General features: G+C 47.8%; 11 protein-coding genes. All 11 read left to right on the plus strand.

All coding sequences use genetic code 11. The features are described from left to right. Positions 1–160 precede the first annotated feature (160 nt). The 11 genes from QZ323_RS06035 to QZ323_RS06085 all read left to right on the plus strand — a co-directional run bounded on the left by QZ323_RS06035 (position 161) and on the right by QZ323_RS06085 (position 17,880). Complete coding sequence (locus QZ323_RS06035) at positions 161–1,513, plus strand: glycoside hydrolase family 43 protein (RefSeq protein ID WP_294633666.1); 1,353 nt, start codon at positions 161–163, stop codon at positions 1,511–1,513. 13 nt (positions 1,514–1,526) lie between these two features. Further along, complete coding sequence (locus tag QZ323_RS06040; protein WP_294633668.1) at positions 1,527–4,151, plus strand: TIM-barrel domain-containing protein; 2,625 nt, start codon at positions 1,527–1,529, stop codon at positions 4,149–4,151. 31 nt (positions 4,152–4,182) lie between these two features. Next, positions 4,183–6,210 carry an NPCBM/NEW2 domain-containing protein gene (locus QZ323_RS06045; protein ID WP_294633670.1) on the plus strand — a complete coding sequence of 676 codons (2,028 nt, stop codon included), beginning with the start codon at positions 4,183–4,185 and terminating at the stop codon, positions 6,208–6,210. 24 nt (positions 6,211–6,234) lie between these two features. Further along, complete coding sequence (locus tag QZ323_RS06050; protein ID WP_294633672.1) at positions 6,235–7,335, plus strand: glycoside hydrolase family 43 protein; 1,101 nt, start codon at positions 6,235–6,237, stop codon at positions 7,333–7,335. Positions 7,336–7,393: 58 nt separating this feature from the next. Next, positions 7,394–8,092 carry an acetylxylan esterase gene (locus QZ323_RS06055; protein ID WP_294633674.1) on the plus strand — a complete coding sequence of 233 codons (699 nt, stop codon included), beginning with the start codon at positions 7,394–7,396 and terminating at the stop codon, positions 8,090–8,092. A 2-nt stretch (positions 8,093–8,094) separates the two neighbouring features. Then, positions 8,095–9,546: a family 43 glycosylhydrolase gene (locus tag QZ323_RS06060; RefSeq protein ID WP_294633675.1), complete on the plus strand. Its 1,452-nt coding sequence runs from the start codon at positions 8,095–8,097 to the stop codon at positions 9,544–9,546. Positions 9,547–9,630: 84 nt separating this feature from the next. After that, positions 9,631–12,219 (plus strand): xylan 1,4-beta-xylosidase, encoded by a 2,589-nt coding sequence (gene xyl3A, locus QZ323_RS06065; protein WP_294633677.1) that lies wholly within the window; start codon positions 9,631–9,633, stop codon positions 12,217–12,219. A 65-nt stretch (positions 12,220–12,284) separates the two neighbouring features. Continuing rightward, a complete protein-coding gene (locus QZ323_RS06070; RefSeq protein ID WP_294633679.1) occupies positions 12,285–13,625 on the plus strand; it encodes a family 43 glycosylhydrolase in 1,341 nt (446 codons plus the stop codon). Between the two features lie 132 nt (positions 13,626–13,757). Next, positions 13,758–14,276 (plus strand): hypothetical protein, encoded by a 519-nt coding sequence (locus QZ323_RS06075; protein ID WP_294633681.1) that lies wholly within the window; start codon positions 13,758–13,760, stop codon positions 14,274–14,276. Between the two features lie 916 nt (positions 14,277–15,192). Further along, the gene (locus QZ323_RS06080) at positions 15,193–16,392 is read left to right on the plus strand and encodes a glycoside hydrolase family 76 protein (RefSeq protein WP_294633740.1); all 1,200 of its coding nucleotides are present in this window, start codon (positions 15,193–15,195) and stop codon (positions 16,390–16,392) included. Positions 16,393–16,413: 21 nt separating this feature from the next. After that, positions 16,414–17,880 carry a glycoside hydrolase family 125 protein gene (locus tag QZ323_RS06085; protein ID WP_294633683.1) on the plus strand — a complete coding sequence of 489 codons (1,467 nt, stop codon included), beginning with the start codon at positions 16,414–16,416 and terminating at the stop codon, positions 17,878–17,880. The last annotated feature ends 11 nt before the right edge of the window (positions 17,881–17,891 follow it).

The following is a 17,891-nucleotide window of genomic DNA, read 5'->3' on the forward strand; positions in this document are numbered from 1 at the left end:
CACCGTCCGATTGGACAGATAAAATATTCACTAATTTAATTCAACCAACAGGTATCGAATAAGTTTTTAGGACGCTGATTCTCAATCACCCTGTTTCTTATTCCGTATAAACTCTAATAATCAAACTAAAAAAAGCAATATGGATAAAATGAAAGATAAAATGAAATCTTTATTCCTTTCCTCATTACTGGCAGTAGTGAGTACTTCAGGGTTGGCGCAGAACCCGATTATTCAGACAAATTATACGGCCGATCCGGCTCCAATGGTATATAATGACAAGGTATATCTTTACACCACCCACGATGAAGATAATTCTACTTGGTTTACGATGAACGACTGGCGATTGTATACCACAAGTGATATGGTGAACTGGACTGATCATGGTGCCGTATTATCCTATACCGACTTCAGTTGGGCCAAAGGGGATGCTTGGGCTCCGCAATGCATCGAGAGAGGAGGCAAATTCTATATGTATGTACCCGTAATTTCAAATATCAATAACAGAGGAGCTATCGGGGTAGCGGTAGCCGATAGTCCTTACGGCCCTTTCTACGATCCACTTGGGAAACCACTGGTACAGACTGATTGGGGAGACATAGACCCGACGGTATTTATAGATGACGATGGGCAAGCATATATGTATTGGGGAAACCCGAATTTGTATTATGTAAAGTTGAATGAAGACATGATCTCTTACAGCGGAGATGTAGTCCGTGTTCCACTGACTGCAGAATCGTTCGGAAAGCGTGAGGGAGACCCGAAGAGAGAAACCTTGTATGAGGAAGGTCCTTGGCTCTACAAAAGAGACAAGAAATACTATTTATTCTGGCCGGGAGGTCCGCTACCCGAACATATCGGCTATTCTACCAGCGACAGTCCTACAGGACCATGGAAATATGGCGGTACGGTAATGGCTGCCGGAGGTGGATCGTTTACAATCCATCCGGGAGTTATCGACTTCAGAGGAAAGACCTACTATTTCTATCACAACGGAGAGTTGCCCGGTGGCGGTGGTTTCAACCGTTCAGTATGCGTAGAAGAACTAAAATTCAACAAGGACGGATCAATTCCTGAGGTAAAAGCCACGAAAGGAATCACCAAAGGAGTTGCTACATTGAATCCGTATATGAAAAATGAAGCGGAAACAATTGCCTTCTCTGAAGGATTCAAATCTTTCCAAAACAAGCAAGTGGGTGTATTTGTGACAGCAATGAAGGATGGTAGTTATATCCGGGTTCGTGACGTGGAATTTGGGAAAGACGGCGCAACGAAATTCACTGCCAGAATCGGCACGACACACAATGACCCCGTACAACTTGAGATACGCTTGGATAATATGGACGGGAAACTGGTAGGAACCATTAAAGTTCCTCGTACAGGTGGCAGTGACCGTTGGGACTTAAAGACCATTGATATCTCAAAAATAACAGGAGTACATGATCTTTATTTTGTGGTAAAAGGAAGACCGACTACCAACCTTATGTATTTCGATTATTGGATGTTCTCTAAATAAGCCATTATATACGATGAAAACAGAATGGAAGAAGCGGAAGCTGATTGGAGTTATTGCAGTAATTTTATCTCTTTCTTTACTAAATACGGCATGTAGTTCTGGTGAAAAGAAAAATATCGTACTTGAACTGGAGCAAGGTACCCTCTCACTGATACCACTAAACCGGAATGCTGTCCGAATACAGTTTGCCCAATCCGGTTCAGTACCTATGCCGGAACTTATCTATACAGAGAGTTCTCCCGTTCCAGAGTATCATGTTTCAGAAGATGATAAATCTCTGACTCTATCTCTGGAAGGGATTTCTGTGGAGTTTGATAAAGATACTGAAGCACTAACTTTTAAAGATGCAAAAAAGCATACCATTCTTCAGGAAAAAGTCGGAGGACGTTTTATGGTAGCTTCTTCTGTACAAGGAGAAGCTACCTTCCAAGTGGAACAACACTTTGTATCTCCGAAAGATGAGTATATATACGGTACAGGTCAATTCCAGGATGGTTATCTCAATATCAGAGGTTTGTCGAGAAGGTTAACACAGGTCAACACACAAATTGCCATTCCTTTTATTCTATCAAACAAAGGTTATGGACTGTTGTGGAATAACTATGGCCTAACCGATTTCAACCCGGCAGATGAATCTGTTGAATTGATTCCTACAAGTGCAAGTGGTGAAACGGTTACAGTGAATGCTACAGGTACGAGTGGAAATATAAAAGAAACCAGACAGACATACTCTTTCACTGCCTCATTGGAAGTACCTCATTCCGGACGTTATTCTTTACTGTTGGATGTCGGACAACGGATGGCACGTAAGCATTATCTTGCTATTGATGGGAATAATGTACTTGATATTAATAATTTGTGGCTGCCTCCCACAACCTCCACAATAGTAGAGCTAAGTGCTGGAAAACATACTATAGAAGTGCAGGGTGAGCGCAATGATAAGCCTATATTGCATTGGCGTCCTGTTTCCGAAGAAACAGTATTTCGTTCACCGGTTGCCCAGACATTGGATTATACTGTTTTCGCCGGTAATGGAGATGAAGTTATAGCCAGTTACCGTGAGTTGACTGGCCCCTCTCCCATGATGCCTTTATGGAGTTTGGGATACATACATTGTCGGGAACGATACAATACGCAGGCAGAATTATTGGAAAATGCCCGTGAGTTCAGGCAACGGAAGTTACCTATAGATATGATTGTTCAAGACTGGCAATATTGGGGAAAACACGGCTGGAACGCAATGCAGTTTGATGAAGACAGGTATCCAGATCCGGGAAAGATGCTTCAGGAACTTCATGATATAGACATACATCTGATGCTTTCCGTTTGGTCTAAAATAGATGCCCAATCTGAAATCGGGAAGCAGGCAAAAGAAAATGGATATTATATTCCAGGCAGCGACTGGATTGATTTCTTCAATATTGATGCCGCCGCCTTTTATTGGCAGAACTTCCGTAGCGGACTATTGAAATATGGCATCGACGCATGGTGGCAGGATGCCACAGAACCAGAGAATGACGATCTCCAGAACCGACGTATAAACAATGGGCAGACACCGGGAGAGGTTTACCGGAATGTTTATCCGATGTATGTCAGTAAGACGATTTATGAAGGTTTGCGCAAAGATGATCCCGACCGGAGAGCCATGATATTTACTCGTAGCGGCTTTTCCGGAATGCAGCGTTATGCAGCGGCTACATGGTCGGGAGATGTGGGACATGACTGGGAAACCTTACGTCGGCAAATAGTCGGAGGACTGGGGCAAATGGCAACAGGTCTGCCTTGGTGGACGTATGATGCCGGTGGGTTCTTCCGTCCAAGCAACCAATATACCAATACAGAATATCATGAACAGTTTATCCGTTGGTTGCAGGCAGGAACATTTTTCCCGTTAATGCGTGTACATGGTTACATGAGTAATACCGAACCTTGGAGATACGGAAAGAGAGTTGAAAGCATAGTTGCCCGATATTTAGACCTGCGTTACAGGCTTCTTCCCTATATCTATTCTCAAAATGCTGCGATTTCCTTTAAAGGTTCTACGTTGATGCGTCCATTAGTAATGGACTTTCCGGAAGATTCCCGTGCATTGGAGCAAAAACATCAGTTCATGTTCGGTCCCTCTATTTTAGTCTCCCCGGTCGTAGAAGGCGGCATTAATCGGATGGCAACGTATCTTCCCGAATGCCCGGAAGGTTGGATAGATTTTTGGGACGGTACATTCTATAAAGGTGGACAAATGGCAGATGTGGATATCGACCTTGAAAAAATACCCTTATTTGTGAAAGCCGGTTCTATATTGCCATTGGGACCTACCAAGCAATCAACCTCCGAAGACACGGAAGAGCCATGGGAAATCCGTATTTACCCAGGTGCCGATGGTGTTTATTCTGTTTATGAAGATGAAGGGAATAACTATAATTACGAAAAGGGGCAGTTCAGCACATTTGAATTAAATTGGAATGATACGGACAAGACTTTGACCATCAGTGACAGGAAAGGAACATTCACTGGAATGAAAAAGGAAATAACCTTTAATGTCATAAAAGTATCACCACAATCTGGTACCGGAATTTATCAATCAACACCGGATAAGACTGTTACGTATTCAGGGAAATCTGTGGCAATTTCATTCTAAAAGTTTTTAATCAAGAGAAAAGAATCAAAATATGGAGAATACTAAAATTTGGATAATTGCAAGTTTTGCATTAGCAGGGATTGTTACCGGATGTAACCAGCCACAGACTGTATGGCTTGATGATCTGGACCTGACAGCTATGACCCAAGGGCATGGGGTTGCCATGAAAAACAAATCAGTTGACGGTAAAACGTTGACAATCGGAGGGCAGACGTTTGAGCGTGGAGTAGGTACCCACTCTATCAGCGAACTGGTAATTCAATTGGATGGTAAAGCAACATCATTTATGGCTCAAGTGGGTTTGGATGATGAAATTCTGGAACATAAGCCATCGGCCGAATTTATTGTAATCGGGGATGGGAAACAGCTATGGTCCAGTGGAGTTGTAAAAGCAGGAGATTCAGCAAAACCATGTACTGTTTCACTTAATGGTGTGAAAAGGCTGGAATTGATTGTAGCTGGTAGCGATGACGGTCCTTATTATGATCATGCGGATTGGGCGGATGCAAAAATTATTTCAAAGGGCAAAAAAAGTTTCCCCACACTGAAATTTATAGCTACCGAGCCTTATATACTGACCCCTCCCGCGCCTGCAACACCAAGAATCAATAGTGCTTCTGTGTTTGGAGTACGCCCCGGTTCTCCATTCCTATTTCAAGTAGCAGTTACTGGTGACCGGCCTATGTTATTTTCAGCAGTAGGCTTACCGGAAGGACTGAAAATTAATCAAGAAACAGGTCTGATTACCGGTAAATTGACCAAATCCGGAACGTTTGAAGTAACCCTACAAGCTAAAAATGAGAAAGGAATAACGGAAAAGAAACTCCGCATTGAATGTGGTGACCGAATTGCTCTTACTCCGCCAATGGGATGGAATAGCTGGAACTGTTTCGGGCATGAAGTTTCCGCTGAGAAAGTGAAACTGGCGGCAAGAGCCATGATAGAAAGTGGTTTGGTGAATTACGGTTGGAGTTATATCAATATAGATGACTCGTGGCAACATCACCGTGATCCTAATGACCGGACCAGAGGCGGAAAACTGCGCGACGAACGTGGCAACATTCTGCCTAACACCCAATTCCCTGATATGAAAGAACTAACTGACTATATACACTCACTTGGTTTGAAAGTAGGTATCTATTCTTCACCCGGTCCATGGACTTGCGGAGGATGTGCAGGCAGCTATGGTTATGAAAAACAAGACGCTGAGATGTATGCCAAATGGGGATTTGATTATTTAAAATATGACTGGTGCAGCTATGGAGGGGTACTTGACCGTGATTTAAAGAAAGATCCTTATAGTGTATCTTCTTTAGCCTTTCAAGGAGGAGGAGACACTATTACCGGTAGAAGACCATTCAAAATCATGGGTGACTATTTGCGCCAACAGCCTCGAGATATTGTGTATAACCTGTGTCAATATGGTATGGGAGATGTTTGGGAATGGGGAGATGCTGTCGGAGGACAGTCTTGGCGTACGACCAATGACATCACAGATACTTGGGAAAGCGTAAAGAGCATCGCCCTTTCTCAAGACAAAGCGGCAGCTTGGGCTAAACCGGGCAACTGGAACGATCCGGATATGTTAGTGATTGGCGTTGTAGGTTGGGGAAATCCTCATCAGACCAAACTTAAACCAGATGAGCAATATCTTCACTTTAGTCTTTGGAGTTTGTTTTCTGCACCTCTTCTGATTGGTTGTGATCTGGAAAAAATGGATGATTTCACTTTCAGTCTGTTGACTAATAATGAAGTCATTGCTGTCAATCAGGATCCGTTAGGTAAACAAGCTACATGTGTACATGCCATAGGAGAACTACGTATCTATGTGAAAGAATTGGAAGATGGCAATAAAGCAGTGGGATTCTGCAATTTTGATCGTGAAAAGGCCGAGCTTTCTTTCCGGGATTTCGATAAATTAGGTATTACAGGTAAGCAGATTATCCGTGACCTTTGGAGGCAAAAAGATATAAAAACACTTGATACCGGACGGGAAACATTATCCCTGAAAGTTCCAGCTCATGGCGTACTGCTTTATAAGTTTAAACAAGTTCAATGAATCTATTAATTTAATTATTTTATTATGAGGAACGTTTTCTTGGCTTTTAGCCTGTGTTTGATTTTCTCCGGTTGTGGAGGAAGGAGTAATGAAGTGAACTTTACTCCAGAAGGGAATCCGATTGTTTTGAATAAGTTTACGGCCGATCCGGCACCGATGGTGCACAATGGTACGCTTTACCTCTATGTAGGTCATGATGAAGCGGAAGAAGGACAAGATTTCAATATAACTGAATGGCTATGTTATTCTACCAAGGACATGAAGACATGGACCGATCATGGAAGTGTACTTAAACCTACAGATTTCTCATGGGGAGTAGGTGAAGCATGGGCATCCCAGGTTGTGGAAAAAGACGGGAAATTCTATTACTATACAACCGTACAAGCGGGAGACCCGTACAACAGCAAAGTGGTGGGAGTTGCCGTTTCAGATAGCCCGACAGGACCCTTTGTCGATCCGCGGGGCACTCCGCTTGTGACGGATGACATGACGCCCAATGGAGCGCGCGGATGGTGGAACGATATAGACCCGACGGTTTTTATAGATGATGACGGCACTCCCTGGATGAGCTGGGGCAACGGGACTTGCTTTTTAGTCAAGCTTAAACCTAACATGATCGAACTGGACGGTCCTATCGAAATTCTCAAAATGCCGAAATATGTAGAAGGTCCTTGGCTACATAAACATGGAAATCTCTATTACCTGACATACGCTTCAATGGGCAAAGGACGCGAAACAATAAGCTATGCGACGGCACCAAGCATGGAAGGACCGTGGACATATCGTGGACTCTTGACAGGAATGGCAGAAAACAGTTTTACCATACATCCGGGAATCATCGAATTCAAGGGTCAGAGCTACCTGTTCTATCATAATGCGACACTCACTTTGAACGGGAAATCAGGTGCTACAGGCCGTAGAAGCGTTTGTGTCGATTATCTGTATTATTTGCCGGACGGACGTATGGCGTACGTTGAACAAACCAAGGAGGGAGTTACCGCGAAACTGAAGAATCCCGCTGAAGTGGCTGCAATTATAAATCCGTCTGCCGAAGAAGAAAAGATTATAGAAAAAGAAAATATCATAACCTCCGAATCAGAAGCATCGCAAGAAGAAACGAAGTAGACTTACTACGCTTCTTTCTTACCCAAAAGAATATATAACCAATAAATTATCTACAACGATGAACATTTTACAGCGAAAGCCGCTACTGGCTACTTGCCTTGCAGCCCTGTTCTCTCTATCGGGCTACGCGCAGAAAACAGAAGAGTCCCCACAACTGTCTGCCTACTTCTCTCCGGCAACCACGAACATCATGTCGCCGGACGACGAAGGCTTCATCCAACGCTGGCTATTACTGGAGCCTATCGACAAACCCAACCGTTCCAATACGGTCTTCACCGACAGTTACCTCCGCGAAGCGTTTGCCATCGAATACTTCCCCGGACAATTCACCGTCCTGCCCAAAGCCGGAGACAAAGTGAAAGTGGGTAAACAGAAGCTGACCTGGCACGCCCTCGAAAGCAAACTCTTCAACGTGAAACTCTTCCGCTTTGCATCGGGTCTGAAGAAACAGGTCTATGGCGTACTGTTCTGGGCGGTCACCGTAATTGAATGTCCCGAAGAAATGGAGAACGTCCGATTGTCGGTAGGTTCCAACTCCGCATCCATGTGGTGGCTGAACGGCGAAGAGGCGGTCATACTTTCGGGCGACCGCCGTATGGTGAAGGACGACTGCCTGTCGCGCCGGCTGACCTTGAAGAAAGGTAAGAACATCTTACGTGGAGCCATCATCAATGGCCCTGGAATGAGTGATTTCTGTGTTCGCTTCCTCGACGAGAATGGAGCACCTGTCAAAAACATTACTATCAGCTATAAATGACCATGAAAACAAGAGTTATACTTTTGGGCGCAGCAGCCCTGATGTCTGCATTGACATCCCAAAAAGCAATTGCACAAATAGGTGAACCGTACATCCACGACCCTTCGACCATCATGGAGTGCGAGGGCAAATACTACACGTTCGGTACTGGCGGCGGCGGACTGATCTCCGAAGACGGCTGGACCTGGAATGGCGGCGGAGTAAGACCCGGAGGAGGTGCCGCCCCTGATGCCGTGAAGATAGGCGATCGTTACCTGATTGCTTACAGTGCCACCGGAGGGGGACTTGGCGGAGGACACAGCGGCAAGGTGCTGACCATGTGGAACAAGACCTTAGACCCCAACTCTCCCGATTTTGCCTATACGGAACCCATAGAAGTGGCATCCTCCCTCAACGATGAAGACTGCGATGCCATTGACGCCGGACTCTTGCTGGACCCGACGGATGGACGCCTATGGCTGTCTTACGGTACCTACTTCGGATTCATCCGACTCGTAGAGCTTGACCCTGCAACCGGCAAACGGGTGGAGGGCAACGAAGCCATCAACATCGCCATCGACTGCGAAGCGACAGACCTGCTCTATCGCGACGGATGGTATTATCTACTGGGCACGCACGGCACATGTTGCGATGGTCCGAACTCTACTTACAATATCGTAGTCGGCCGTTCGCGCAAAGTGACAGGCCCCTACCTCGATAATATGGGAAGAGACATGCTGGAAGGTGGCGGCAAGATGGTGATCGCCGCCGGAAACCGTCAGACCGGTCCCGGACACTTCGGGCTTTTCAAAGTGACGGACGGCGTAGAGAAGATGTCGTGCCATTTCGAAGCTGACTTCGACCGAGGCGGCCGTAGTGTATTGGGCATACGTCCGCTCTTATGGAAGAACGGATGGCCCGTTGCCGGCGAAGTCTTCAAAGAAGGCACCTACGAGATTGAGTCCGAGCGTAGAGGTTATGCCCTCGAACTTGCCGTCGACTTCGTGCGTATGGAGTACACCAGACACCGTTTCTGGGAGAAAGACAGTGCTCCTATCGTACCGCTGAAGTCACAAACGCTGGAAGAGGTGATAGGAACCTGGCCGGAAGGGGAAATCGACGTAAGAATCGGCGATTACATGTTCCGTCCCCATCAGAAGTGGACCATCACCGCTGTGCCCGAAGCCGGCGGATACTTGGGTGGCCCTTACTACAAGATTGTGATTGAAGGAACCAACCGGGCACTGGCAGCCACGGCAGATGCGGAAGTAGTGGCCGTACCTGAGTTTACGGGAGCCCCCGAGCAGTTGTGGAGAATCGACCAGCTGACGGACGGCACCTACCGGATTATGCCCAAGAAGGTACCGGGAACAGACGAAGAACTGGTTTTGGTCTCCGTAGGTGACAGTACGCCTTCGCTGGGCAAGTTCGATATGAACAGCGATAACTCCAAATGGAATTTCCGCAACCATTAAAGGCTATGCTGAAAAACCAAGAGTAACATGAGAAATCAAGAGTAATATGAGAAATCAAGAGTAATATGAGAAACCGAAAGTAACATGAGAAAGATTATAATAACATGCAGCCTGTTCTTCTCCTTGTCGGGATGGGGGCAAACATTGCCATACCAGAATCCGGAACTAAGTCCGGCAGAAAGGGCAAAAGACCTAGTCTCCCGCCTGACACTGGAAGAGAAAGCACTCCTGATGTGCGACGATTCGGAAGCCATTCCCCGCTTGGGAATCAAAAGATTCAACTGGTGGAGCGAAGCCCTTCACGGGGTTGCCAATCAGGGCAATGTAACCGTCTTCCCCGAACCGGTCGGAATGGCGGCCTCATTCAATGAGGAACTGGTCTTCGAGGTGTTCAACGCAACCTCCGACGAAATGCGTGCCAAGCACAACGAACGTGTGCGTAACGGGCTGGAGGACACCCGATTCCACAGCCTTTCCGTATGGACTCCCAATGTGAACATCTTCCGCGATCCCCGTTGGGGACGCGGACAAGAGACCTACGGAGAAGACCCGTATCTGACATCCCGAATGGGCATCGCGGTAGTCAAAGGCTTGCAAGGGCCGGAAGATGAGAAGTACCGCAAACTCCTGGCCTGCGCCAAGCATTATGCCGTGCATAGCGGTCCCGAATGGAGCCGCCACTCCGCCAACCTGAACAACATCAGCCCCCGCGACTTGTGGGAGACCTATCTGCCCGCATTCAAAGCGCTGGTGCAGAAGGCGGATGTGCGCGAAGTGATGTGCGCCTATCAGCGCCTCGACGATGACCCCTGCTGCGGAAGTACCCGCCTGCTCCAGCAGATCCTCCGCGACGAATGGGGATTCAAGTATCTCGTAGTGTCCGACTGCGGAGCCATTGCCGACTTCTGGACCTCGCACAAGAGTTCTTCCGACGCCGTACATGCTGCCGTCAAAGGCACAATGGCGGGCACGGATGTGGAGTGCGGCTACGGATACGCCTACCAGAAACTGCCGGAAGCAGTGGCAAAGGGACTGATCACAGAAGAGGAGATAGACAAGCATGTGCTCCGCCTACTGGAAGGACGCTTCGAGTTGGGAGAGATGGACGATCCCTCGCTGGTGAAGTGGACGCAGATACCGATGTCTGTGGTCAACTGTAAGGCACACAAGGACTTGTCTCTGAATATGTCCCGCCAGACGATGACGCTTCTACAGAACAAGAACAATCTCCTTCCGCTGAGCAAGTCCATCCGCAAGGTTGCAGTTATCGGACCCAATGCCGATGACAAACCCATGTTATGGGGCAACTACAACGGCACTCCCAACCGGACGGTGACCATACTGGACGGCGTCAAGAGCAAGTTAAAAAAGAACCAGATCATCTACATGAAGGGTTGCGACCTGGTGAACGACCAGACGCTGGAGTCCTATCTCGACCAGTGCAGCATGGATGGGAAACCGGGCATCAAAGCCACGTTCTGGAACAATCCGGAGCGCCAAGGCGAACCGGTCTCTTCGCTCCGCACCACCCAGCCCATCAACGTAACGACATACGGAATGCACGCATTCGGTCCGGGAGTAAACCTCGAAAAGTTCTCGGCGAAGTACGAAACAGTTTTTGTGCCCAAAGAGTCGGGCGAAGTCCTGCTCAGCCTCGAAGGTTGCAGCTACTTCGAACTGCTGGTCAACGGCAAGTCGATGACCAAACGACGCACCTGGAGAACCACCGACACCCGCACCATGCTGCAAGTGGAAAAGGGGAAAGAGTATAAGATAGAAATACTCTATGCGCAAGTAGAGAACTGGGCGGCAAACCTGAGGTTCAACCTCGGCAAGGAATCGCCCATCAACTACGGGGAGAGCATCGCCAAGTTGAAGGGTGTAGACCTCGTGGTCTTCGTAGGCGGTATTTCGCCCCAACTGGAGGGAGAAGAGATGCCCCTGAACCTGCCCGGATTCAAGAATGGCGACCGCACGGACATAGAGCTTCCGGCAGTACAACGCAACTTCCTGAAAGCACTGAAGGAGGCCGGCAAGCAGGTGGTATTCGTCAACTGCTCCGGTTCGTCGATGGCGCTACTACCCGAAACGGAGAGCTGCGACGCCATTCTTCAGGCATGGTATGGGGGCGAGTTAGGCGGACAGGCGGTGGCCGATGTGTTGTTCGGCGACTATAATCCTTCGGGAAAACTGCCCATCACTTTCTATAAAAGCACGGAGCAACTGCCCGACTATGAGGATTACTCCATGAAAGGACGCACCTACCGCTACATGTCCGACCCGCTGTTCCCGTTCGGCTTCGGGCTGAGCTACACCAGCTTCGCGATAGGCACCGCCCGTTGCAGCCGTACCGAACTCCGCACCGACGAGCCGCTGACCCTGACCGTACCCGTCTCCAACACAGGCAAACGTCGCGGAACGGAAGTCATACAGGTATATATCCGCAAGACGGATGACGCCGACGGTCCTCTGAAATCGTTGAAGGCGTACGCCCGTGTGGAGTTGGCAGCAGGAGCACGGCAAGAGGTCAAGATAGAATTGCCGCCCGAGGCATTCGAGTGTTTCGACCCGTCCACCAACACCATGCGGGTGGCACCGGGTGAATACGAACTGTTCTACGGAAACAGTTCCGCCGCCCGAGACCTGCAATCCGTCAAAGTCACTCTACGCTAATTCCTTTCTTCATTCACTTGGTGTCGGCAAGTTCCGGCTCGCCGACACCTTAAAACAGAGAAATCATGAAAAACAAAAGACTAATTCTACTCACCGCCTTTTGGGCCATCACAGGCGCGTTACAAGCCCAAAACCCGATCATCAGAGACCAGTTCACCGCCGACCCCACAGCCAGAGTCTTCGAAGGCAAGCTATATGTCTACCCTTCGCACGACATTCCAAGCCCTATCGACCGGCTGAAAGAGTGGTTCTGCATGGCGGACTATCACGTATTCTCGTCTGAGAACCTGACAGACTGGACGGATCACGGTGTCATCCTAAGCCAGGAAAATGTACCTTGGGTAGCGCCCGAGTCCTACTCCATGTGGGCACCCGACTGCGTGTACAAGAACGGAAAATATTATTTCTACTTCCCCTCCACCCCGAAAGGCGAAGGCATGCGCGGCTTCAACATCGGTGTAGCCGTAGCCGACAAGCCATACGGTCCCTTCACCCCGCAAGCCAGCCCCATCAAGGGGGTAATGGGCATCGACCCCTGTGTGCTTGTCGACAAGGACGGACAGGCATATATCTACTGGTCGGGTCGCGGGATGTCGGTAGCCAAGCTGAAAGAGAACATGCTCGAGCTCGCCACCGAACCTGTCCAGATAGCGGGATTGCCCGAAGGCTTCAAAGAGGGTCCGTTCGCTTTCGAGCGCAATGGGAAATACTACTTCACGTTCCCGTGGGTAAAAGACAAGACGGAGACATTGGCGTATGCCATGGGAGACAGTCCGATGGGACCGTTCGAGTTCAAAGGCATCATCATGGACGAGTCGCCCGTAGGCTGTTGGACCAATCATCACTCGTTAGTGGAATACAAAGGCCAATGGTACCTGTTCTACCACCACAACGACTACTCTCCCGAATTTGACAAGAACAGGTCGATACGTGCCGACTCCCTGTTCTTCAATCCTGACGGTACCATCCAGAAGGTAATCCCTACCCTGCGCGGTGTCGGACTGACGGATGCCCGGAAGGAGATCCAACTCGACCGGTACAGCCGGCTGAGCGACAAGGGAGCCGCCATCGACTACCTGAACCAAGCCAACAAGTTTGAAGGTTGGAAGACCCTGCTCAGCACTGACGGTGCGTGGGTGCAGTACAACCGGGTGGACTTCGGCAGCCAGGCTCCCCGCAAGGTGAAAGCACGCGTCTTATCGGCAAGCGGAGGAACGCTGCAAATACGTATAGACGGGGCAGACGGCACAGTCATTGCGGAAGTCAAAGTACCCAAGGGTAACCAATGGATGGAAATAGAGGCTCCTGTACGTTCCGGCAAAAGCGGCATACACGACCTGTATGTGTCGCTGAAAGGAAATAACGAGGTGGCGATTGACTGGCTCAGTTTCCCAAGCAAGAAATAGATCTCAATGACCCGCCGGCAGAATCAGTTGTCCGTCGGGTCTTTTTTTGCACCCTATCCGAAACGGTTCTATAAGCATTGTACCCATATCAACAGCCGATGGCATGCCTGGTTATGACTCGCGCAGACATGATTGGAAAGCCGCAAAAGGGAAACAAAACAAGCCGAAAGAACAGCAGAAATACATCAAAAAAACAGCAGAAAATGGACAAAAAACAGCGAAAATTCATCTGTTTCCAACGAAAATATGCTGAAAAACGATGAAATTCCATCAAAAAATAACGGAAATCCATCAAAAAACATCAAAAAACAGCGAAAAACAAGCGAAAAATGGCAAAAAACAGCAGAAAACAGCGGAAAACAAGTGAGAAAAGCGTCACAAAAACAGGCAGAACACACTGATAAACAATCACTTGAACACAATTTCTTTAAAACAAGCAACGCAAACACATCCATATATAATAAAAAAAGAAAAAGAGAAAGAAAGAAAAAATATATTTCTTCTACAGAAAAAGAAGAAGAAAAAGAAAAGGCGGAAAATATCGTAAACGATCGGAACGTTCCCGTCCGACAACCCCTACCACCCACGAGCAGTAGCTGGAAAAACGCCGTATGTACAACGATCACCCCATCCCCGACAACGTCCCTCTAAGTCCCGACAACCACTCCCTGTGGAACGACCGCCTGCAATGCAGGGAACCGTAGTACGAGTAAAAAGCCGCCGCATTTGCTACCGTATCCCCTGGGGTTTGCTGGAACGTTGCCTCGCATTTGTCCGGAAAACCCCAGGGGAATCGGACACAAAGCCCGGGGAAATCCGGCAATTTATAGTCAATCTGGCTGTTTATAGTCAAAACGAAAAAACACACGAAAACTGACGGAAACTGACATATCGTGACATATCCTGACAAAAACTGACAGAAACTGACAAAACCTGATTTCCCCAATTTCACATGTCGTATCTTTGCGTCAGCAAGCAAGGGAAAAGGCACCGCGGACCCGGTTTCCAAAGCCTGCACGGGAGGGAACGCCGAACCGATTCCGACAACAAACAAAAAATTACACGATTATGGCAAAAGCTTTAGTAATGCGCAGACAGCACCGCAAGAAAATCGGGGACAAGAACTCCCCGCTGGTCTATACCTTGGTACGTATTTCCATAAAGTCCCAATAAGATTATCACAAGTCTACCACTCATACAACGAATACGTCAACTTTCCGGCAGTGACAATCCTCTGATTAGCTACCTTTTACAGTTTTGTGACATTTTTATCTCCATTTATGCCATAGCCTGCATACAGACATTAATGTCGCGAAATCATATTTCTCTTTTCCCATTTGCGCATATCTTTGCAGGCAGAAAAAGTGTCATTCGTATCCTTGACCGAAAGAGATAGGTAAAACAAGAATATATAGGTATGAGATATTGTAAACAGGAGAACAAAAGTGGGTGTGCCATAATCCGCAGGATGACCTGAATTATCTGTGGTGAACCATGACACACTCACTTCAAAACAAAAAGAAGAGAAAAGAAAAACATATAATATAATAACCCAAAACCAAGAATGATGAATTCAAGACAAATGCTTTTCAGTTTATTACTATGCGTACTGGCAATGGCCGGCTGCGATGCGCCCAAACAAGTCCCCGCAGGCAATGAACTTGCCTTAATGCGAGCCAAGCAAACGTTGGATTCTTTATATCGGTATTATTCTGCTCCCAACACCTGCCTGCTACGTGAAAACTATCCGTCGGATGTTGAGAACTATACAGCAACTTATCTGGCATCGGAGGAACAAAAGAATATACCTAACCAATATTCTTATCTATGGCCCTATTCCGGTACTTTCTCAGCCGTAAACGCCTTATTTGCTGCCACAGGCGATGCAAACTACAAGTCATTGCTCGACAACAAAGTACTGATTGGATTGGAAGAGTATTTTGATACCCGAAGAACTCCTGAGGCATATGCTTCATACATCAACAGTGCTGCGCAATCCGACCGTTTCTATGATGACAACATCTGGTTGGGCATCGACTTCACCGATATCTACCAGCTCACTCACGAAGCCGAATATCTTCGGAAAGCACAACTCATCTGGAAATTTATAGAAAGTGGCACGGACGACATTCTGGGAGGAGGCATCTATTGGTGTGAACAGAAGAAAGGTTCCAAAAACACCTGCTCGAACGCTCCCGGCTCAGTCCTTGCACTGAAACTCTTCGAAGCCACCCAAGACAGTACCTACTTCACGAAGGGAAAACGACTTTATGAGTGGACCAAAGCTACCCTGCAAGACTCTACAGATTACTTGTACTTTGACAATATCGCTTTAGACGGAAAAATAGGAAAAGCCAAATTCGCCTACAACAGCGGACAAATGATGCAGGCAGCTACCCTACTCTACCAACTGACCGGAGAGAAGAACTATCTCACCGATGCTCAAAACATAGCCCAAGCCTGCCACTGTTACTTCTTCATGGACCATACCCCCAAACATGGCACTCCCTTCAAACTACTGAAGAAGGGTGACATCTGGTTTACCGCAGTCATGCTCAGAGGATTCATCGAATTGTATCAAGCAGACCAAAACAGAACTTATCTGGACTCTTTCAACCAAAGTTTGGACTACGCCTGGGAACATGCACGGAACGAACAAGGATTGTTCAACACAGACTTCAGCGGAACTACCCACAACAACCGGAAATGGCTACTGACACAAGCTGCTATGATCGAGATGTATGCCCGCCTTGCCAATGTAAAATAGGAAATATAAATATCCACAACCATGAAAAAAAGAAATATCGGTTTATGTGCCATCGCTTTGTGCTGTATGCACAACAGTACCCAAGCAATGGAAACAGTCCAAAAAAAGGACAATACTACAGTAGTCAATCACGCCCTGGCAAACGCCATTTACAAGACCAACCGTCCTGCCATGAAGAACAGGCTGTACATTTCGAAAGCCGTAGAAGCTGAAATCTTGCGGATAAAGAAACTGTTGACTAACCCCAAACTGGCATGGATGTTCGAGAACTGTTTCCCAAACACGCTGGACACGACCGTCCACTACCGCCTGTTGGACGGCAAGCCCGATACATTTGTCTACACCGGGGACATACATGCCATGTGGCTACGCGATTCAGGTGCCCAGGTATGGCCGTACATACAGCTGGCAGACAAAGACCCTGAACTGAAAAAGATGTTGGAAGGAGTTATCCGCCGCCAATTCCTGTGCATCAACATCGATCCATATGCCAACGCCTATAACGACGGTCCTACAGTCGGCAACTGGATGTCGGACATCACAGACATGAAGCCCGAACTGCACGAACGGAAATGGGAGATAGACTCCCTGTGCTACCCGCTCCGCCTTGCCTACCAATACTGGAAGGCCACAGGCGATGCCAGCATTTTCGACGAGACATGGCTGAAAGCCATCACCAATATCCTCAAGACCTTCAAGGAACAACAACGCAAAGACAGCGCCGGTCCTTATAAGTTCCAACGCAAGACAGAACGTGCATTAGACACGTTGAACAACAACGGCTTGGGAGCACCCGTCAATCCTGTCGGACTGATTGTCTCCTGTTTCCGCCCCTCGGACGATGCAACGACATTCCAGTTCCTGGTTCCGTCTAACTTCTTTGCCGTGTCTTCCTTAAAGAAAGCCGCGGAGATTCTTTCAACGGTAAATCAGAATAACGCCCTGGCACAAGAGTGTACAGACCTGGCAAACGAAGTAGCTACCGCTTTGCAGAAATATGCCACCTACAATCATCCGAAATATGGTACTATCTACGCTTTTGAAGTAGACGGTTTCGGCAATCATATCCTGATGGACGATGCCAACGTACCCAGTCTCCTTGCCATGCCCTACTTGGGAGATGTGGACGTAAACGATCCGATCTATCAGAATACCCGCCGCTTTGTATGGAGCCTGGACAATCCCTATTTCTTCAAAGGAAAAGCCGGTGAAGGTATAGGCGGTCCACACATCGGTTATGATATGGTGTGGCCCATGAGCATCATGATGAAAGCCTTCACCAGCCAAGACGACCAAGAGATCAAAGAATGCATCAAGATGCTGATGGATACCGATGCCGGAACGGGATTCATGCACGAATCTTTCCACAAGGACGATCCGGCAAACTTCACCCGTGCCTGGTTTGCCTGGCAAAACACGCTGTTCGGAGAGCTGATCATAAAACTGGTGAACGAAGGAAAAGTGGAACTGCTGAACAACATCAAATAAAGAGGAGGAAC

Origin of the sequence: uncultured Bacteroides sp. (assembly GCF_910585845.1) — a bacterium.
GTDB lineage: Bacteria > Bacteroidota > Bacteroidia > Bacteroidales > Bacteroidaceae > Bacteroides.